16 protein-coding genes and 2 pseudogenes are annotated in these 19,098 nt (G+C 70.6%); 10 read left to right on the plus strand and 8 right to left on the minus strand.

Going from position 1 to position 19,098, the window contains the following annotated elements; genetic code table 11:
* The first annotated feature begins 7 nt into the window (after positions 1–7).
* The 3 genes and pseudogenes from ASD48_RS17250 to ASD48_RS45210 all read left to right on the plus strand — a co-directional run.
* Positions 8–1,069: an alkene reductase gene (locus ASD48_RS17250; RefSeq protein ID WP_057602545.1), complete on the plus strand. Its 1,062-nt coding sequence runs from the start codon at positions 8–10 to the stop codon at positions 1,067–1,069.
* A gap of 11 nt (positions 1,070–1,080) precedes the next feature.
* Positions 1,081–1,560 carry a MarR family winged helix-turn-helix transcriptional regulator gene (locus ASD48_RS17255; protein WP_057602546.1) on the plus strand — a complete coding sequence of 160 codons (480 nt, stop codon included), beginning with the start codon at positions 1,081–1,083 and terminating at the stop codon, positions 1,558–1,560.
* 600 nt (positions 1,561–2,160) lie between these two features.
* Positions 2,161–2,617: pseudogene (locus ASD48_RS45210) on the plus strand (protein kinase); the annotation flags it as partial.
* 293 nt (positions 2,618–2,910) lie between these two features.
* Here the strand turns inward: ASD48_RS45210 and ASD48_RS17265 are convergent.
* Positions 2,911–3,477 carry a TetR family transcriptional regulator gene (locus tag ASD48_RS17265; protein WP_057602547.1) on the minus strand — a complete coding sequence of 189 codons (567 nt, stop codon included), beginning with the start codon at positions 3,475–3,477 and terminating at the stop codon, positions 2,911–2,913.
* 102 nt (positions 3,478–3,579) lie between these two features.
* On the opposite strand from ASD48_RS17265, the gene ASD48_RS17270 reads away from it, so the two are divergent.
* Complete coding sequence (locus ASD48_RS17270; protein WP_057602548.1) at positions 3,580–4,797, plus strand: MFS transporter; 1,218 nt, start codon at positions 3,580–3,582, stop codon at positions 4,795–4,797.
* Positions 4,798–5,264: 467 nt separating this feature from the next.
* Here ASD48_RS17270 and ASD48_RS17275 read toward each other — a convergent pair whose 3' ends face one another.
* Together ASD48_RS17275 and ASD48_RS17280 are read right to left on the minus strand one after the other, a co-directional pair.
* Positions 5,265–6,101: a maleylpyruvate isomerase family mycothiol-dependent enzyme gene (locus tag ASD48_RS17275; protein WP_057602549.1), complete on the minus strand. Its 837-nt coding sequence runs from the start codon at positions 6,099–6,101 to the stop codon at positions 5,265–5,267.
* A 463-nt stretch (positions 6,102–6,564) separates the two neighbouring features.
* Positions 6,565–7,971 (minus strand): condensation domain-containing protein, encoded by a 1,407-nt coding sequence (locus ASD48_RS17280; RefSeq protein ID WP_242432627.1) that lies wholly within the window; start codon positions 7,969–7,971, stop codon positions 6,565–6,567.
* Between the two features lie 643 nt (positions 7,972–8,614).
* Here ASD48_RS17280 and ASD48_RS41955 point away from each other — a divergent pair.
* Positions 8,615–9,151 carry a hypothetical protein gene (locus tag ASD48_RS41955; RefSeq protein ID WP_242432635.1) on the plus strand — a complete coding sequence of 179 codons (537 nt, stop codon included), beginning with the start codon at positions 8,615–8,617 and terminating at the stop codon, positions 9,149–9,151.
* A 334-nt stretch (positions 9,152–9,485) separates the two neighbouring features.
* Here the strand turns inward: ASD48_RS41955 and ASD48_RS17295 are convergent, their stop codons facing one another.
* A complete protein-coding gene (locus ASD48_RS17295) occupies positions 9,486–10,937 on the minus strand; it encodes a 3-hydroxybutyrate oligomer hydrolase family protein (protein WP_057602553.1) in 1,452 nt (483 codons plus the stop codon).
* A 508-nt stretch (positions 10,938–11,445) separates the two neighbouring features.
* Between ASD48_RS17295 and ASD48_RS17300 the strand changes: the two genes are divergently transcribed.
* Complete coding sequence (locus tag ASD48_RS17300; protein ID WP_199875841.1) at positions 11,446–12,924, plus strand: PHB depolymerase family esterase; 1,479 nt, start codon at positions 11,446–11,448, stop codon at positions 12,922–12,924.
* Between the two features lie 257 nt (positions 12,925–13,181).
* Here the strand turns inward: ASD48_RS17300 and ASD48_RS17305 are convergent, their stop codons facing one another.
* Positions 13,182–14,087, minus strand: a complete 906-nt coding sequence (locus ASD48_RS17305) for an NADP-dependent oxidoreductase (RefSeq protein ID WP_057602555.1) — start codon at positions 14,085–14,087, stop codon at positions 13,182–13,184.
* 335 nt (positions 14,088–14,422) lie between these two features.
* On the opposite strand from ASD48_RS17305, the gene ASD48_RS17310 reads away from it, so the two are divergent.
* From ASD48_RS17310 to ASD48_RS17320, 3 genes are all read left to right on the plus strand, one after another.
* Positions 14,423–15,172 (plus strand): glucose 1-dehydrogenase, encoded by a 750-nt coding sequence (locus ASD48_RS17310; protein ID WP_057602556.1) that lies wholly within the window; start codon positions 14,423–14,425, stop codon positions 15,170–15,172.
* Positions 15,173–15,339: 167 nt separating this feature from the next.
* Positions 15,340–16,200 carry a TIGR03620 family F420-dependent LLM class oxidoreductase gene (locus ASD48_RS17315; RefSeq protein WP_057602557.1) on the plus strand — a complete coding sequence of 287 codons (861 nt, stop codon included), beginning with the start codon at positions 15,340–15,342 and terminating at the stop codon, positions 16,198–16,200.
* A gap of 228 nt (positions 16,201–16,428) precedes the next feature.
* Positions 16,429–16,827, plus strand: a complete 399-nt coding sequence (locus ASD48_RS17320) for a MarR family transcriptional regulator (protein WP_020131480.1) — start codon at positions 16,429–16,431, stop codon at positions 16,825–16,827.
* Between the two features lie 272 nt (positions 16,828–17,099).
* On the opposite strand, the gene ASD48_RS17325 is transcribed toward ASD48_RS17320, so the two are convergent.
* The gene (locus ASD48_RS17325) at positions 17,100–17,498 is read right to left on the minus strand and encodes a metalloregulator ArsR/SmtB family transcription factor (protein WP_057602558.1); all 399 of its coding nucleotides are present in this window, start codon (positions 17,496–17,498) and stop codon (positions 17,100–17,102) included.
* A 94-nt stretch (positions 17,499–17,592) separates the two neighbouring features.
* Here ASD48_RS17325 and ASD48_RS44235 point away from each other — a divergent pair, with 94 nt between their 5' ends.
* Entirely contained in the window at positions 17,593–17,745 is a 153-nt protein-coding gene (locus ASD48_RS44235; RefSeq protein WP_157880640.1) for a hypothetical protein, read from the plus strand.
* A gap of 58 nt (positions 17,746–17,803) precedes the next feature.
* On the opposite strand, the pseudogene ASD48_RS45215 reads toward ASD48_RS44235, so the two are convergent.
* Both ASD48_RS45215 and ASD48_RS17330 read right to left on the minus strand, forming a co-directional pair.
* Positions 17,804–17,942, minus strand: a pseudogene (locus tag ASD48_RS45215) (IS5/IS1182 family transposase); the annotation flags it as partial.
* Between the two features lie 184 nt (positions 17,943–18,126).
* Positions 18,127–19,011 (minus strand): hypothetical protein, encoded by an 885-nt coding sequence (locus ASD48_RS17330; RefSeq protein WP_242432628.1) that lies wholly within the window; start codon positions 19,009–19,011, stop codon positions 18,127–18,129.
* Positions 19,012–19,098: the final 87 nt, after the last annotated feature.

Consider the following 19,098-nt stretch of genomic DNA (forward strand, 5'->3'; position numbering starts at 1 on the left):
ACCATTCATGCTGAACGCACTGTGGGCACCGACCACCGTCGGCGCCATTCCCCTCCCGCACCGTCTGGTCATGGCCCCCATGACGCGTGACCGCTCCACACCCGAAGGCGTCCCCACCGAGCTGAACGCCGAGTACTACGCCCAGCGGGCCTCGCACGCGCTCATCATCACCGAGGGAACCCAGCCCTCCGCCGACGGCCAGGGCTACCTCCTCACCCCCGGCCTCCACAACGACGAGCAGGTCGCCGGGTGGCGCAAGGTCACGGACGCCGTGCACGCGGCCGACGGCCGGATCGTCATCCAGCTGATGCACACCGGACGCATCTCCCACCCCGACAACACCCCCCACGGGCGCCGGCCGGTCGCTCCTTCGGCGATCCGGCCGCAGGGCGCGATGTTCACCGCGTCCGGGCCGCAGGAGATGCCGACACCGCGCGCGCTGTCGACGCAGGAGGTCGAGGCGACCGTCCAGGACTTCCGCCGCGCCGCAGCGGCCGCCGTCGCGGCAGGCGCCGACGGCGTGGAGATCCATGGCGCCAACGGCTACCTGGTGCACCAGTTCCTGTCCGACAACACCAACCAGCGCACCGACCGCTACGGCGGTTCCCTCGACAACCGCATCCGCTTCGCCGTCGAGATCGCCACGGCCGTGGCCGACGAGATCGGCGCCGACCGCACCGGCCTGCGCATCTCCCCCGGCAACCCCTACAACGACATCGCCGAGTCCGACACCGCCGAGCTGTATCAGGCGCTCGTGCGCGCCCTCAGCCCGCTCGGCCTCGCCTACCTCCACGTCCTGCACGCGGGCGACGAGAAGCTGCTGGGCACCCTGCGCGCGCTGTGGCCGACCACGCTGATCCTCAACCGGGCCGGCACCGACCTGCCCACCCGCGCCAAGGACATCGACCACGGCACGGCCGACCTCGTCTCCGTCGGCGCCCTCGCGCTCGCCAACCCGGACCTCGTCGAGCGGCTACGCTCTGACGCGCCGCTGAACACCCCCGACCCGGCGACCTTCTACGGCGGCGGAGTGGCCGGCTACACCGACTACCCCACCTACACCGTCTGAGGAACCGAACCATGCCCAGCTCCACACCCCGCACCCCCAGCACGGCGAGCGAGGGGCCGATGAGCTACGCGATCTTCCAGCTCGCCCGCGCTCACCGCGCCCGCGCCGCCGCGATGCTCCGCGACATGAACCTGCATCCCGGACAGGAACTGCTGCTGATGCAACTCCTCGACCGGGACGGCCAGACCCAGTCCGAGCTGCTCGACAGCGTCGGCCTGGACCACTCCACCGTCTCCAAGTCCCTGCGCCGCATGCAGGACGCCGGCCTGCTCATCCGCGAGCCGGCCGAACACGACCGGCGCGTCATGGTCGTCCACCTCACTGACAAGGGCCGTGCCCTGCGCGAGCCCATCTCCGCCATGTGGCGCGCCCTGGAGGAAACCTCCGCGCGGGACCTGTCGGCACAGCAGACAGAGTCCTTCGTCCGTATCGCCTACGCCATCGCCGACGCGATCAACAGCCGCACGCCTCCGCACGAGGAGTCCGAATAGCTCCCCCTGCTCACACTCCGGTTCCGGCCTGGAATGCCCGGCCGTCCCGCCGTCCGGACCAGCAACCGATTCCGAGTCTCTTAGTCTTAGTGCCTGTTCCTGAGGCCGACGTGACATGACGGTGGTCGTGACGCTTGGACAAGCAGCTCGTTGGATCTTCAAGGTTGTAAGGGCGATCGGGTGCGACAAGGAACCGACCTGTTGCACACACGAGCACCCGCACACCGACCTGATCCAATGAGCTGCCGAGCCCGTCACCCACCCTCCGCAGTCGGTGGCAGAAGGGCCGCCGCGTGAGGGTGTGTGACAAGCCGTCTGCCTCACGGCGGAGGGACCCGCAACGCACGAGGCTCCTGTGCCGTTGGAGGAGATGTTCGAAGTCTCAACCCATCGGCACAGGAGCCTCGTCGGTTCCCGATCCTGCCGCGCTCGACTTGCCGCACGCGGGAGTTGAGTGAGTCTCAATGATGGAGAACGTGAGTCAGCAGCGGAGGGCCGGAAGGACAGCGGGCTCTCCAGCGCAACGCCATCGACACTCTCAGCACCGCCCTTTCTGGCCCCGCCAACGACGAGTCAACCCGCGACGACGGCGACGACCCGCACTTCGCCGTGAAGCTCGGCTATCCGATCGAAGCCACGGCCGCGTGGCCCGCCCAGTCCTGGACCGCGCTTGCGCCCGCACGCGAGGGCGCTGTCCTGCATCGCCTCGGGCTCGACACCGTTGCGTACGGCGAATGGGAGCGCGGCACCTGGAACTTCCAGCCGTGGCACGAAGGGCCAGATCTCTACAGGCTGTGGGAGCCGTGCCGTAGGCAGGCATCATCCGTCAAGCCTCACACCAGCGTGGCCCTGGGATGTGTCGAAACCCTGGCCGATCTCCACGTACGGGGCTGGGCACACGGCGACGTGCATCCCGCCCACTTCACCATCGGGCCGGAGTGAACGCACCGCATCGACCTCGCCCTTGCCCGGGGCGGCCAGGTACCCCAGGGGGTACGACTTCCCGTTCCGCCGCTGCCTCGTCCACTACGAGGCACCGGAGATCGCCCGCAGCGTGCCCCGTGTCCGCACAACCGTCCCCCGTTCCGGCCAGGCGCCGGCTGACCTGGCCGTAGCTCCTGGTCGTCGTCTACCTCGCGATCCTCCAGGGGCTCGGTGCGGCCATGGGCGTAGACCGCAGCGGCGGCGAGAGCCGGTTCCCGACCACCGTGGCGGTCATCGGCTCGGCGCCCCGCGATCATCACCGACGAGGCCGGCCGGGTCCTGCTGGTGCACCCCACCTACCGCGGGGGCGATTCGTGGCTGCTGCCCGGAGGCTTCGCCGAACCCGGCGAGGGTGGGCCCGCCGCTTCACGGGAGTTGCCCCAAACCGGTGCTGACCGCCTCGACGACGGCGGCCACGTCCTCCCGTGTCATCGGGTGGTCGTCCATGGAGTTGTGGATCGACAGGCCTTCCACGAGCGCGTCCAGGGCGCGGGCCGTCCTGGGATCGAAGTGCTTGCTCAGCGAGGTCCGGCTCGCCCTCATCCAGGATCGGGTGACGCTCAGGACGGCCGGATTACGCGAGGCGAAGGCGTACAACTCGTAGCAGAGGATGAGTTCCCGGGGGCTCCCCCGGTCCGTCCCACAGATGATCTCCACGACTGCCTCGCGTGCCTGTTCCGTCGTCTCGGCCGCTTCCAGGTGGGCGCGGTAGCGGACCGACATCGTCTCGGCGAGGCGGGAGAAGGCCTCGATGAGCAGTTGCTGCATGCCGTCGAAGTAGTACGTCATCGAGCCGAGCGGGACGGACGCCGCCTCGGCGATACGCCGGTGCGTCGCGCCCGCGACCCCCTGCTCGGCGATCACGTCGAGCGCGGCGTCGATGATGCGGTCCCGGCGACCGGGGTCGTTCGGGCCGCGAGAGCTCCCCGTCACAGTGATCCTCTTCCTTGGCCCCGACACGGGCGTGTACGTTTGTACATATTCAGTCCGGGGCACCGTCGCCCCACCCCGTCCGCCCGAGAGATCACATCGTTCATGGACCTGGCCATCCGCCGCCGCAGGGCGGCACTGTTTCTCTTCTTCCTCATACCAGGTCTGTCGATCTCCTCATGGGTGACTCGGACACCAGATATCAGAGACCGGCTGGGCGCGTCGACCGCGCAGATGGGTCTCGTCCTGTTCGGACTGTCCGTCGGCTCCATGATCGGGATTCTCGGCTCCGGAAAGTTGGTCAACCGGTTCGGCACGCGCCCGGTCGCAGGCGGCGGAACCGTGCTGATCATCCTGAGCATGGCGGTCATCGGCGCCGGCTCGACTCTGTCGTCCGCACCCGTCGTCACCTTCGGCCTGTTCCTGTTCGGTGCCGGGACGGGAGCGGGCGAGGTAGCCATCAACGTCGACGGCGCCGACGTCGAGCGGATCACAGGGAAGGCCGTACTGCCGACGCTGCACGGCTTCTTCAGCCTGGGTACCGTCGTCGGCGCCTCGCTCGGCATTCTGTGCACGGCCGTCTCGTTCCCCGTGCACTGGCATCTGGCCGCCGTCGTCCTCGTGACCGCCGGCATGTTCGGCTATGCCTACCGCTTCATCCCCAGCGGCGTGGGCAAGGGCAGCGGCCAGGCACCCCAGTCCGACGGAACCGGTACCGCACCGGCAGGGGCGAAGGTGTGGAAGGACCGGCGCCTCCTGCTGATGGGCGGTGTCATCCTGGCCATGGCCCTCGCCGAAGGCTCCGCGAACGACTGGCTTCCACTGCTCATGGTCGACGGGCACGGCATGAACCCCGCCCTGGGTTCCGCTGTCTACGCGGTCTTCGCCGCCGCGATGACGATCGGCCGGTTCGGCGGCAGCCTCCTCATCGACCGCCTCGGCCGTGCGGCCGTGGTCAGGGCCAGCGCCGTGTCCGCCACCCTCGGGATCGCCGTGGTCGTCTTCTTCGACTCGGCGCCGCTTGCCGGCGCGGCGGTCCTTCTGTGGGGCATGGGGGCAGCGCTCGGATTCCCCGTCGCGCTCTCCGCCGCCGGCGACTCCGGCCCCGACTCGGCCGCCCGGGTCAGTCTGGTGGCGATGATCGGCTACGTCGCGTTCCTGGTCGGTCCCCCGGGCCTGGGCTTCCTCGGCGACCACTACAGCCTGCGCACCGCGATGATCGTCGTCCTCGCCTTCACCGCGGTGGCGGTCTTCCTCGCCCCCGCGTTCGGCGCACACAGGAAGACGACCGCTCCCGAGTCCGAGTCGGCGATCCTGTCCTGACCCTCCGACAACGGAAGTGCCGTAAGCCGCAACCGCGCCTTCACGCCCACCGCCCTCGGCACGGGTCGCGAGCCCTCACGGCACACGCCCCCGGTGCCCCGATGCTCACGCAGCCACGCTTCCAGCACGTCGGCGGCCGCGGTCGGGCAGCACGTCGATCCGTTCATGGGGTTGCGGCACCGATCACGCCGACGGCACAGCGGTGGCGTTGGCACAGAGCAAGTCGTCTACACCGATCACGCGAGGCGTCCGCCCGGCGGGCAACGGACGTTCCAACGGGCTCCAGCTCGCCGAGATCGGACGATACGCAACAGGGCGCGCAGGGCCGTGTGACGCGAAAACCCCACCGCGAGCATCGCCTGGCAGGCGTGCTCTTGTCTTGTCCGGAGCGCTGCCTGGGCAGGCTGTCCTCGATGCTGGGCATGCGGCGGGACATATGAGCGTGCCGCACGCAAGGGACCCCGGGATCAGGGCGCGGTGAACAGGGTCGGGAAGCGGGGTGCGAGCCAGGGCCTGCGTCCCCAGGCGAGGACCTGACCCTGCCCGATGGCCAGCCACGGATTGCGACGGCCCAGCCCTATGAGGAGGAAGGCCACGGGCTCGATCAGGATGGTGCAGTCGGGACGTTCGGGCGGCATCGGGGAGACGTGCACGGCGCCGTCGTGCACGCTGACGCCGAACGCGACGCCGCCCCGCAGGCGGACGGCGTAGCGGGCGGTCAGATCAGCGACGGCGTCCGGGTCGACGACGCGCGGCATGACCGAGAGCATGAACGGCATGCACAGCCCGACCCGGGCGTGGTCGATCATGTGCGGGCGTTTCAGTGCGCGGGCGAGGTCGTAGCCATGGCCCAGCATGTGGGTCAGCAGGTAAGAGGCGAGAACGGGGCGGTCCATGGGGCCCAGCGGGGTGACGGGCACCGTGTCGCCGACGCTGTCGTCCCTCGCGGCCAGGTCCACGGCGTCGAGGAACAGGCCGGCCTGCTCTGTGATCATGGACGCCAGCGGCTGCGCATCACGTTGCCCGAACGTGGCAAGGGTCTCGGCGTTGGCGACGGCCAGGCTCTGCGGTGTGCCATCCCCGTAGGGGCGTCGGCGCCCGGCCGCGAGGTCGGCCATCAACTCGTTGGCCAGTGCCAGATGGGCGGCCGCCTCGCCGACCGTCCACTGCGAGTCCGGCACGGGCATGGTCGTGCCGGGGGCGCTGTTCAACAGCGTGGCGATGTCACCGGCGGTCTGACGTATCGCTCCTGCGAGTCCTTCGGGCAACGGCCCGCGGATGCCCTGCTGCGCCATAGGCTGCATGCCGTTTCGCCCCTCCCGCCTGCCGCGTCCGTCGCGTGTCCGGCGCGCCGAACCCAATCAGACGCGGGGTCGCGCGACAAGCCCTGGCGCTGCACGGTGTACCTCGTTGAACACGTCGTCGCCCGCGAACTGAAGCCAGTCACCGAAGACGATGGTGTACGACGGCTGCGGATCCGAGTCCACCTTCACGTCACCCGATCGCGATTCCGGCAGAACCGAAAACGATGCCGCCCGCGGCGAGCGCGGTCAGCAGGGAACGCATGGGAAACACCTTTCACCAGAAGGGCAAAGCGTGTCCCCAAGCTAGGACCGGCGGCCACCCTTCATCCGCCGCACCCGCCGGTACCGTCCCGAGCTTCAGCCGCTTGGTGCGCACCCGTCCGGTAGCGGTGCGCCGCCCTGGATCCGGCCGCCACCGAAGGGTCGTCATGCCCTGCCTCGGGGTCGGGTGCGACGGGACGGATCAGGGGCGTGGGGCCGATGTCAGTTCGGCGAGGAACGCGCCGTACCGTTCGGCGACCCTGGCGATCCGCGTGCCGTCGTGGTGGCGTCGCTCGTACCAGAGGTCCCCGACGAGGGCGCCGTCGGCGAGGTCCAGCGCGGCAAACAGCGTGGCGGCGCAGGCGCGTGCCTGGTCCGGCCCGTTGAAGGACGGCGGGGCGAAGGGCGCCTCGACGAGGAGCGGGGTCGCGTTCAGCTCCCCGGGGAAGGCCGAGGAGCGCTGCTGGTCGACGGGGATCCAGCCGGTCACGCCGGTCAATCTCAGTTCGAGGTGTGCGAGCGCGCTGCGGCAGTAGGCGCCCCCGTCGGCGGGGCGGGGCAGGACGCGTTCGGCGAGGGCGGTGAACGGCAGGTCGACGTCCCGCGCGGCGCGCTGCACCCGGTCGTGGACCGCACGCAGGAAGTCGGGCAGCGGGGCGGGACGCACGTCCAGCGGGGCCGATACCACGTTGCTGAACAGGCCGAGGGTCTCCTGCGCGGCCGGTGTGGTGCGGCCATGGGTGTAGACCGATCCGACCAGTCGGTCGCGGCCGAACTCCTCGGCGACGGCGCGGGCGAGGGCGGCGAGCAGGACGGTGTGCAAGGTGACCCGCTCGGCCCGGGACCCGCGCAGCAGCAGACGGGTCCGGTCGGCCGGCACGCCGAGCGGCACGGAGGCGAACACGGTGTCGGCGTCGACGGCGTCGGTGTCGCCCGGCAGCGGGTCACCGGAGCCGTGGGCGCGCAGGGTCCGGGCCAGGGCGTCCGCCCGCTCGGCCGTCTCCCGGCGAGCGTCCTGCGTCCATTCGCGGGCGATCAGCGCGGTATAGCTCTCCGGTGTGCCGCGACGGGCGTGCGCCGCGCGGCCGTCGTTGCTCGCGGGCCCGGACTCACGCCGCACGCGCCGGGCGTAGCCCTCGGCGATGAGGGCGCGGATGAGCGGGTGGCAGGCGCCGTCGACGACGAGATGGTGGAACTGCATCACCAGAACGTGTTCCTGCGGGCCGAGGCGGAGCAGGGTCGCGCGCGTCATCCGGTCGGTGAGCTCGAGGGGCCGGGCGAGGACGCGGACCGCTTCGGCCTCCGGCTCCCCGTCCACCGGGACGACGGTCAGCGGGCCGGGGTCCGGACGCAGGGTCTGCCCGGGCCACGCGGCCGACGGATCGGGTCCCGGCGGGCCGAGCAATCGCAGCCGCAGGGCCTCGTGCCCGATCTCGATGTCGGCGAGGGTGTCGCGCAGCGCGCCGATGTCGAGGGGGCCGCGCAGCAGCAATGTCTCCGACGCCTCGATGGGCACGGAGTCGACGGTATAGCTGCGCATCCACTGCCAGCACCAGTCCTGGCGGGAGGACGGGGGTAATGGTTCGGGTCCGGACGAGGTGGTCGTCATGTTCGGTCGCTCCCTTCCGGCGTGCGGACCGTCTCGACGTACCGGCGGGCCTCGCCCGAGGGGCAGAGCAGTACGGTGAGGGCGCGGACCGCGGCGAGCAGGTGTTGGTCGGTGCAGCGGGCGGGGTCGTGCGTGCGCCGCTCCGAGCGGTCGGTCCGTTCGTGGGTCGGGTGTACGCCGGGCGCGGCATCCGCGAGCAGCATCTGCGGATCATCACCGCTCTCGCCAAGGTGTGCACCAACGGCATCGAGAACGCCAACGCTTGATGGCCCGCAGCACCGAACGTCGCCGTCAACGGATTCGCAGGGCAGCAGCACAAGGCCATCATGGACCATGACGACTTCATCAACATCATGAACGACCGGTTCACGCGCCAGGCCTCGAGAGAACCGACACCGAGGTCCGACAGGGCTGGTGGTGTGCGTGGGCGGTGTCCAGGTCCGTACTCCTGGCTCGGCAGGGGGCAGTTGGGTGGGCGTCGGCAGCGCGACGGCCTCGGATTTCGCTCGGACGGCCATGAACGGCGCTGGAGGAGTGGGGTATTGAAGAAGTGCGGCACCGAACACTGTTCCGGCGCTTGGACACTGGTCGCGCGGTGCAATTGAACCGGCTTCTCGCAGGTGCCGAATCCAGCATTCCCGCAGTGGCCGCGACGCGTTGTTCAGGCCTGCAAGTTCAAGGCGGACCAGACTTCCCGTTCTACGGCCGTCAGCGGTATGCGAAGCCTCGCGGGAGCGTTCTACGGGCTGGATGCAATCCCCGCTCGCTGGACCCAGCCGCTCCAGTCCCCTCCCAAACTCCCGACCGCCTGCCTCGGTCCGAACGTGGCCGAGAAGCCCTGGAAGCCGCCCTCGTCGCCGACCTGCGTACCGCACAGGGCACCTTCCCGGACGACCCCCGCCTCCGCGGACTCATCCAGGAATGCACCACCCGCAGCCCCCGCTTCGCGCAACTCTGGTCGCAGGGCGTCGCGGGCGCACTCGGCCATGACCGCAAGACCGTCAGCCATCCCTCCGTCGGGGACATCACCCTCGACTGCGACATCCTCACCGTGCCCGGATCAGACCTCAGGATCGTCGCCTACACCGCGGCCGCCGGAACGCCCTCCGCGGAACAACTCGCCTTTCTCAGAGTCACCGCCACACGTGCCCCGCTGGTCTCCCACGTCGGGAATTCCTGAACGGTTTCGGCGCGGGACAACAGCGCGACGGGGGCCACGTTCGTCAGGCGGCGGCGTCACCATCGGCCGCCGGGGGTACGGCGGCAGGACGCTGGGACAGCCCGGATCCCGGGGGAGACGGGTGACGTCGTCCTCGTCCCGCCGGTCCTCCCCCGCCGCGGCATGCTCGTACCGCACGACGGCTGTCGTGCCGTCGCCGGAGCCGGTCGCCGAACCCTGTTCCTGGAGATCGGCGGGGACGGCTACCCGGCGGCGAGCGTGACGACGGCTCTGCGCGGCGACTGCCAGGGGCCGCAGCCGTCGTCGGCTCGACTGCCTTTCGGCGAAAGGCTGTTCAGTGCGTGGTCGAAGAAGTGGTCTCGGGGCGGGTATCCAGGGAGCAGGCGTTCGGCAGGGTCGCGGGGTTCGTGTCCGCGGGCAGCGGGACGGTGTGGGAGGCGGGCGGGCGGTGTCCCGTGGTGAGCCAGTTCTCCAGGGCGGTGAAGGCCGTGCGGTGGCAGGGCGCGAGCGGGCGCAGGCGGTCGGGGTAGAGGTCGAAGAGTGCGTCGGTGTGGGTGCCGCCCTGTATGCGGTAGTAGCGGTGCAGTGAGCCACCGCCGGCCTGGCGCACCATGCGGGCGTAGACATCGGAGTCTCGTGCGATCGGCAGGAGGACGTCCAGCGTGCCGTGGAGTGTGATCAGCGGTTTTCCGATACGGCCGGTCAGAGCGATCTTCCGCACGGCTCTCGGGACCTCGCGGGGCCGGGCGGCGTAGTCGTAGTCGGCGTCGCAGGCCGCAGTGCCGGGCGCGCAGAAGGGAGTGCCCGCCTCGGTCGGGCCGTCGAATCCGGGGTCCAGCTCCTCGCGGTAGATCCGCTGGGTCAGGTCCCAGTAGACCTGGTAGTGGTACGGCCAGAGGAACTCGGATCCGGCCGGGAAGCCCGCGGTGTGCAGGGCCTCGCGCGCCGCGTCGGCTTCCTCTCCCCCGGCGGCGTACGCCGGATAGGCGCGGAGCGCCGCGGGCAGGAAGTCGAGCAGGGTGGGTCCGTCGGAGCGCCACAGGGTGCCCTCCCAGTCCACTCCCCCGTCGAAGAGTTCCGGGTGGTTCTCCAGCTGCCAGCGCACGAGGTAGCCGCCGTTGGACATGCCGGTCACGAGCGTGCGTGACGGCGGCCGGTGGTAGTGACGGACGATCGCGGCCCGGGTGGCGCGGGTGAGCTGGGTGAGCCGGTCGTTCCATTCGGCGATGGCGTGGCCCGGGTGCTTCCCGTCCCGGTAGAAGCCGAGGCCGGTGTTGCCCTTGTCGGTGGCGGCGTAGGCATAGCCGCGGGACAGGACCCAGTCGGCGATCGCCCGGTCGTTGGCGTACTGCTCCCGGTTGCCCGGGGTGCCGGCGACCACCAGGCCGCCGTTCCACCGATCGGGCAGGCGGATCACGAACTGGGAGTCATGGTTCCAGCCGTGGTTGGTGTTGGTGGTGGAGGTGTCGGGGAAGTACCCGTCGACCTGGACGCCGGGTACCCCGCTGGGGACGGAGAGGTCCTTGGAGGTCAGACCCGCCCAGTCGACCGGATCGGTGTGGCCGGAGGCCGCCGTCCCGGCCGTGGTCAGGTCGTCCAGGCAGGCGGCCTCCTGGTGTTCGGCCCCGGGCACACGCACCGACGAGAGCTGCGAGCAGGGGCCGCCACCCGAGCTCGCCGGTGTCGCCGCGGCGGGCACGGGAGTGAGCGCGAGGGCGGCCAGGGCGAGGGCCGCCGGGCCGCATCGTCGCCATGGGCGGGGCAGCGGACGGGGGGAGAGACGCATGGGTGAGCCTCCGTTATGGCGTACGGGATGCCCGGGAGGCTATGGCGCGTTCTCACCATGAGATATAGGGCTGTCACCCACCGTCCGGAGCGTCGGCATGGCTGCGAACACCATCCGGCCAATGGTGGATCGGCTTCATTCCCGGGATGTTCCTAACCGGAGGCGCCCGATTCCCTGAACGCTCCGGCTCGGAGGCTCCCGATCCCGTATGTTCCGGCTCGGAGGCTCCCGACTCCCGGGGTGTTCCGGCCCGGAGGCTCCCGACTCCCGGGGTGTTCCGGCCCGGAGGCTCCCGACTCCCGGGATATTGCGGCCAGGAGGCTCCCGCCCCTACCCGACCTGCCCTGAGCGGGCCATGTCGCGCCGTCACACGGGTTCGCGCCGCTCATGGCTGTCCCACCCATGCCGACGTCAGCGCGCGAGCACCGATGATGCGTGCCACGCCGTTTCACCGGGCCTGTCGTGCCGTTGAGGCGATGCGTCCCCCACACGTCAGGAGGCAGTCGCCATGAGACAGTCGCACCCTGCTTTCCGCTTCTCCCGGAGCCTCGTCAGAGGCTTGCGCCGCTGGGTCACCGCCGCCACGGGGGCCGTGGCACTGACCGGCGCTCTGCTCACCGTGAGCCCTCCCGCGTCCGCCGCGGGACTGACCCAGGTCACCGGCTTCGGCACCAACCCCGGCAACCTGACGATGTTCACCTACGCGCCTGCGGCACTGCCGACCGGCGCCCCACTGGTCGTCGCCCTGCACGGCTGCACGCAGAGCGCGAACGACTACTACGCCCACTCCGGCTGGCCCGAGTTCGCCGACGACTACGGCTTCGCGCTGGTCTTCCCTCAGACGAGCAGCGCCAACAACGCCAACTCCTGCTTCAACTGGTTCGAGCCGGGTGACACCGGACGCGGTCAGGGTGAGGCGTTGTCGATCAAGCAGATGGTGGACAAAGCCGTCTCGCTGTACGGCGGAGACGCCCGTCGGGTCTACATCACCGGTCTGTCCGCCGGCGGTGCCATGACGGCGAACATGCTGGCCGCCTACCCCGACGTCTTCGCGGGCGGGGCCGTCGCCTCCGGACTGCCCGCCCGCTGTGCGAGCACGGTGTCCACCGCTTACACCTGCATGTACAGCCCGCCGGACAAGAGCCCTGCCCAGTGGGGGGACCTGGTGCGTGCCGCCGCTCCGGCCGGCACGGCCTCCTGGCCGCGCGTGGCGATCTGGCAGGGCACAGCCGACACGACGGTGCAGCCCGCCAACGCCACGGAGTTGCGTGATCAGTGGACGAACGTATGGGGTATCGGTCAGACGCCCTCCCGTACGCAGAGCCTCGGCGGGGGCACCATGCTCAGCGTGTACGACGACGCCCTCGGCCGTCCCGCAGTCGAGGTCTACTCCGTCACGGGAATGGCCCACGGTCTGGCTGTCGACCCGGGCAGCGGCGCCGAACAGTGCGGCAGCACCGGCGCCTACTACCTCGACACCATCTGCTCCAGCTATCACACCGCCCGCTTCTTCGGGCTCGACGGTGACGAGGACACCGGCACGCTGCCCGCGCCCACCGCGCTGACGGTCGCGGGGACCACCGACACCACCGTCTCCCTCCGCTGGGAGGCGGTCGACGGAGCGACCTCGTACACGGTTCTCCGCGGCGGCACGAAGGTGGGCAGCACCACGGCGACCTCCTACACCGACCCCGGACTGGCCACGGGCACGACGTACAGCTACACAGTCGCGGCTGTGGACGGGACCGGCGTGGCGGGCAGTGCCTCCCCGGCAGTGAAGGCGACGACAACCGGGTTCACACCCACCTGCCACACGGCCGACAACTACAGCCACACGGTCGCCGGACGCGCCTATCAGAGCAACGGCTACACCTACGCCAAGGGTTCCGGTCAGGCGATGGGGCTGTGGAACACGTTCACGATCCACACTCTCCAGCAGACGGCGCCCGGTCACTACGTCATCGACGACGCGGGCTGTTCGGCCTGAGGCGGCTCACACGCCGACGGCGTCCTCGAGTACGACGCGTACTCGCCGGACGCCGGTGGCGCGGAGCAGCGCTACCCGCGGAGTCCTCGGTCCCTCGTCGTGCGCACTCATCTCTCGACGGACGGCGCCGGCCGGGACGCTCCTCAGGTGGCGCCCTGCCTTCGCCTGGCCGGGACGGCTTCCAGGCCGACGCCGCGAGGGTCGAGGCCCGGAGAGGCGAGGGCCGGGCGTCCGACGGGGCCATCGGCCTGCTCCATTCATCGGTCCAGGGTGAGGACGATGCGATCGCGCACCTCTCCGCTCTCCAGCAGGCGGTGCGCCTCGGCAGCGTCCCGCATGGACATGATCCTGCGGGACTTGAGGCGCAGCCGTCCCTCGGCCAGCAGTGACAAACCTTCGTCCAAGGCGCCGGGAGCGCGATCCGCGGTGGGCACCGAGAGCGCGACACCGTGATCCGCCGCCGTCGGGTCGGACAGGGTGACGACGCGCTCGGGTCCTCCGACGAGGGCGACCGCGTCGGCGAGTCCCCCCTTTCCGGCCGCGTCGAAGACGGCGTCCACCGGGCCCAGCGCGCGAACCGCCCCGACGAGCCCGTCGCCGTACCGCACCGGATGCGCCCCGAGTTCCGCGGCCACGCCCTCGTCCCGCCGCCCGACGGCACTGATCACGTGGACACCCTGGGCCACCGCGAGCTGGGTGGCGATCAGGCCGACCGAGCCGCCACCGCCGAGGAGCAACAGCGTCTCTCCCGACCGGACTCGCAATTGGCGAAGCACCCCGGCCGCGGCCTCCATGGAACTGGTGAGGGCCGCCGCGGCCGTCCAGGAGACCGCGCTCGGCTTGTGCGCCCAGATCGACGCCACGGCGTACTCGGCGTAGCCGCCGCGGTCGAACAGCAGGACCGCCACCTCGTCGCCGAGCTCGATCCCCGACACGCCCGGCCCCAGAGCGTCCACCACGCCGGCGGCCTCGTACCCGAGAACAGGTGTGTCCGGCAGGGGGAACGACAGATGTCCGGCACGGATGGCCAGGTCCGTCGGGCCCACGCCCGCGGCCCTGACCCTGATGCGAATCTGGGCGTCCCCGGGCTCGGGCATCGTCACCGCCCTCCACTTCAGCACGTCCGGCGGACCGTATCCGGTCATCACCACGGCGTTCGGCATGGTTCCGACACCTCTCTCACGCACAGCCTTTTTGGTTGACACATCATATAACTTTCAGGCTCCACGCGGAGACGCCTCCACGCTGGCGCCAACGCCCGCACCCGCGGACCGGTGCGCATCACCCGGCGCCATGGACCCGCACCCACGTGGGCCCTCGATCCGGGCGACCTTGTAGCCGCCGCCGCATGCGCCGACTCAGCACCTGTCGCCGCCCGAGCGAGACCGCACGGGAGTGACGCCACGGCTTTTAGTTGACGCGTCATCTTTGTGGAGTTAGGTTGATTGAACATTGAACGGAGCGGTGGTCCACGGGCCACCCGATCAAGGAGCACACCATGGGACAGCTGGACGGCAAGACGGTCGTGGTCACCGGCGGCACCAGCGGCATCGGCCTGGCCTCGGCCCGCCGCTTCCGCGAGGAAGGCGCCCGCGTCTACATCACCGGCCGCCGCAAGGAGACCCTCGACAAGGCCATCGCGGAGATCGGCGGGGACGTCATCGGCGTCCAGGCCGACAGCGCCAGCCTCGCCGACCTCGACCGCCTCTACACGACCGTCGCCGACCACGGAGACCGCATCGACGTCCTCTTCGCCAACGCCGGCGGCGGCGAATTCGCCACCCTCGAGCAGGTCACCGAGGAGCACTTCGACGCCACCTTCGACACCAACGTCAAGGGCGTCCTCTTCACGGTCCAGAAGGCGCTGCCCCTCCTCAACGACGGCGGCTCCGTCCTCCTCACCGGCTCCACCGCCGGCGGGGTGGGCAACGAGGCCTTCGGCGTCTACGGCGCGTCGAAGGCCGCCATCCGCTCGTTCGCCCGCACCTGGGCCAATGAGCTGCGCACCCGCAACGTGCGCGTCAACGCCATCGCGCCCGGCCCCATCACCACCCCCGGCCTCAACGGACTCGCCCCCGACGAGGAGCAGGCCGCGCAGCTGCGCGACTCCCTCGCCGCCGGTGTTCCCCTCGGACGTATGGGCCGGCCCGAGGAAGTCGCCTCCCTCGCCCTCTTCCTCGCCACCGACCAGTCCAGCTTCATCACCGGCACCGAGATGTTCGTCGACGGCGGCGCCAACCAGGTCTGACGCCACCCGCACCCGCACCCGCACCCGACGGGATACCCAGCCGCCGCACGCACCACGGCCCCCACCACCCGCCCACCCATCCACCCACACCACCGGCTCTGGCCGCGCACGAGCACTCAGCAGCGCAGCCCGTGCCGGCGTGGGTCACTCACGGAAGGAACCTGGTCATGAACATCGGCAAAACCGGCGTCTGGAGTCCGGAACTGCGTCTGCACCGCGACCCCGCGGAGATCGCCGACGCCGCGGCCGAACTCGACTCCCAGGGCTGGGGGGCTTTGTGGATACCCGGGCTGGGCGGCGGCGACATCCTGGGGGACGCCGAGCGCCTGCTGAGCGCGACCGGGCACACCGTCGTGGCCACCGGCGTACTGAGCATCTGGCGACACCCGGCCGAGGAGATGGCGGTCGGCCACGCGCGGCTCCGCAAGGACCACGGCCACCGCCTCCTCCTCGGCCTCGGCGTCAGCGACGCGACCGCCGCCCAGCGCGCCGGCGGGACGTACCGTCCGCTGGCCGCGCTCGACGGCTACCTCGACCGCCTGGACTCGGCTCCGGATCCCGTCCCCGCCGACGAGCGGCTCGTCGGCGCCATGGCTCCCAAGCTCACCGAACTCGCCGCCCGCCGCAGCGCCGGCACCCATCCGTTCCTCGTCACTCCCGACTTCACCGCCACCGCGCGAGCGGCCCTGGGCGACGCCCCCCTCCTCGCGCCCTACCAGGCCGTCGTCGTCGACGACGATCCGCGGCGCGCCAGGGCGACGGCGCGACGCTTCCTCGCCCCCTTCATCGAGATGAGGCACTACGCCAAGAGCCTGCTGCGCCAAGGCTTCTCGCAGGACGACATCGCCGACGGCGGCAGCGACCGCCTCATCGACTCCGTCGTCGCCTGGGGCACGATCGAGGCCATCGACGCCCGGGTCCGGGCCCACCTCGACGCGGGCGCCACCCACGTCGCCCTGCACGCCATCAGTCCCCGCGACGGCCTTCCGCGCACCGAGTGGCGGGAACTGGCTCCGCTGGTCCGCTGACCGGTCCGGAACCCGGGAACGGCCGGGCGGCGTGCGGCCCCGGGCGTGCTCCGCCAGGCATGGTTCCTCACGCGCGCCGTCCCGTCGCCCGGCACTCCCCCGCATGCCCAGGGGCGACATCGGCAGAAGGTGGCTGAATCGTCAACCTTTCCCTAGGGTGGGCCCATGACCGAAGCAACCCGCTGGCTCACTCCTGTCGAGGAGCGAGCGTGGCGTGGCGTCCTGCGGATGCACGATCTCCTGGTGAATCAGGCCGGCCGATCCCTGCAGAGCGAGTTCGGACTGTCAGCCACCGACTACACCGTCCTCGCCGAGCTCAGCCGCGCCCCGGACGACCGCCTGCGCATGAGGGAACTCGCGAAGGTACTGGGGTGGGAGAAGAGCAGGGTCTCGCACCATCTGTCACGCATGGCGAAGCGCGGTCTCGTCGAGCGTGAGGATTGCGCCGACGACGGACGGGGGGCGTATGTCATCATCACCGCCCCCGGCCGTGCGGCCATCGAGGCGGCCGCCCCACACCATGTCGAAGACGTCCGGCGGCTGTTCCTGGACCACCTCACACCCGGCCAGACCGCCCTGCTGGCGGAGATCACCGACACGGTCATCGAGCGCATCGGGACGCCGTAGCGCCGCAGCGCCGTAGGGCCGTAGGCGGGCCGTTCCGGTACTCGGTGGTCCGGTCCGTCGGACGTCACCGCACATCCAGCCGCCGCAGCCGCCGGCCAGGTGGCGACTGTGACCGTCGCCCCGTGGCTGTCCTGGCCAGGATAAGCGGACGGACATCGGGCGAACCGAGCAGGCTGCTCACTGACCTTGACGTGCCCGGGCCGGACGAGGACGGGCCGGACGAGGACGGCGACAGCTGACAGGGCTGACGCGACGGTCCGTCGGGGTTCGGCTCAGCGTCCGGCGTCGGTCGGGACGGTCGCATTGGCTGGGGTGCCGTGCAGCCCCAGGCGCAGGTGCTCGACGTGGTAGAGGGCTTGGTCGAGAAGTTCGGCGACGTGGTTGTCGTAGAGCGAGTAGACGATGGAGCGGCCCTGCCGCTCGCCGGTGACCAGGCCGAGGTTGCGCAGGAGGCGGAGCTGGTGGGAGCAGGCGGAGGCTTCCATGCCGACGGCTTCGGCGAGCTCTCCGACCGAGCAGGGGCCTTCCTGGAGGTGGGCCAGGATGTAGAGCCGGGAGGGTGTGGCGAGGGCCTGGAGGGTGGCGGCCACGTCGGCGGTGCCGACCGCGTCGAGGCGTTCGCGGGTGCTGGCGCTGGCGCCGCTGGTGGTGGTGTCGCGTCCGTGGCCCATGGCCTCATCCTACTGTTGACACCTGAAGACCTGTTCAGATGTTCCTGTGCGGTGGAGGTGTCGCCCCCTCCCGCCCGTGAAGGGTTGTTCTGTCGTGTCTTCCGTCCTGGACCAGCAGCGGTCCGCGCCGCCTGCCAGGGCCGCGCGTCCGGTACTCCCCCGGCGCCCTACGCGCCTGCTCGCCCTGCCGGTCCACCTGCTGGACGGCCCGGTGTGGCTGTGGGGCGCCCTGTTCGCCGCCACTTAGAGGTCATCTCATTTGGCGGGTCTGCGGCAGCAGATGAGGGTGCGGGGGCCTGGCTCGTGAAGGCGAGGAAGCGTTCGGCCTTGCGTTCGTCGCGGCGGTGGAGTCGGCGGTAGCCGGCGAACCAGTCATGGTCGTTCTATGGTCCAGCGCTGGCGTCCGAGCCGCTGCGCGGACTCGATTCCCCTGCGGGCGATGCGGTGGCGGATGCCACGCTGGCGCAACCTCGCGGGCGCACCTTCTGGTGCTGCCGTACATCGTCGCCCGGGACGCGACCGGAAGTCAGGCCGGAGGCGGACCGGGCCGCGGCCGGTACTCGGCACCTCGGTGCAGGGTGACTGCCGACGGCCCGCCACGGTGGCCATGGACGGAGCGCGGGCCCGGTCAGAACACGTCGGTGGTCCACAGGAGGTGCATATCCCATGCGATGTCCAGGGATTCCTTCGCTCCCTGGTACCACGCACGTTGCGCGGTGTCGTCCGGCACGGTGTGAAGGGCCGCGAGCACATCGGCCGGCATCCATGCTCCACCCCAGTGGCCCAGCCAGGTCCCAGGCGTCTCGGCGGGTTCCGGGGTCCGCGGTATGGCGTAGCCCTCGCTCCGGAGAATCTCCAGAGCGGTATCCCGTTGATTCCTCATCAGATGCTGCGGGGAGAAGATCCCGTAGGCATCCAGACTGATTCTGCTCCCGTTCAGGTAGGCTTCCCATGCCGCCTCCGCCGTGGGCTGATCGCGCCAATCGACCACGGGGATCTCCACGGAGGGCCGCGCCGCCCACGGGCCGCCGGTACTCGCGCGCACCGCCTGCGGTGCGGATCCCACCACGACGAATGCGAGCTCGTGGCACGGGACAGGGAGCTCGATGCTCTGTCCCGTCCCGCTGTCCCAGCTGGTCGTCATTCCCGCCGCGATCCGGACGATGTACTCGCCATCGTCAAGCCCTTCTTGCGCGTCGAACAGAGCGCCCTCGCGTATCTCGGCCGGCACGCCGTCCCAGTTGAAGAACCTCCGGATCGGAGGGCCCCCCGTCGCAGAAACGATCTCGAAGTCGTAGTCGCGCGGGCTGCCCAGGTCGCGGCCGAGTGCGTAGGACGAAACCCGACAGGCAATACCGTCTTCCACCACGTACGTCTTCCGGGCCAGACCGCAGGTGATGAACTTGCGACCCTCAGACGTAGGAACTCTCACCTCCAAGCGCGTCTGCATCAGGTGCAGGCCGTCCTGAGACAGCGTCTCCACCCAGTCGGTGTGGATCCTCCCGTTGGTCATGCTGCTCTCCCTGCCGTTCGGTGCGAGTGGATTCGATGCCCGGCCGCGGGCAGGGCCCGATGCCGCCCGGCCCGGAGGTGGGCGATC

Origin of the sequence: Streptomyces sp. Root1310 (assembly GCF_001426425.1) — a bacterium.
Classification (GTDB): Bacteria; Actinomycetota; Actinomycetes; order Streptomycetales; family Streptomycetaceae; genus Streptomyces.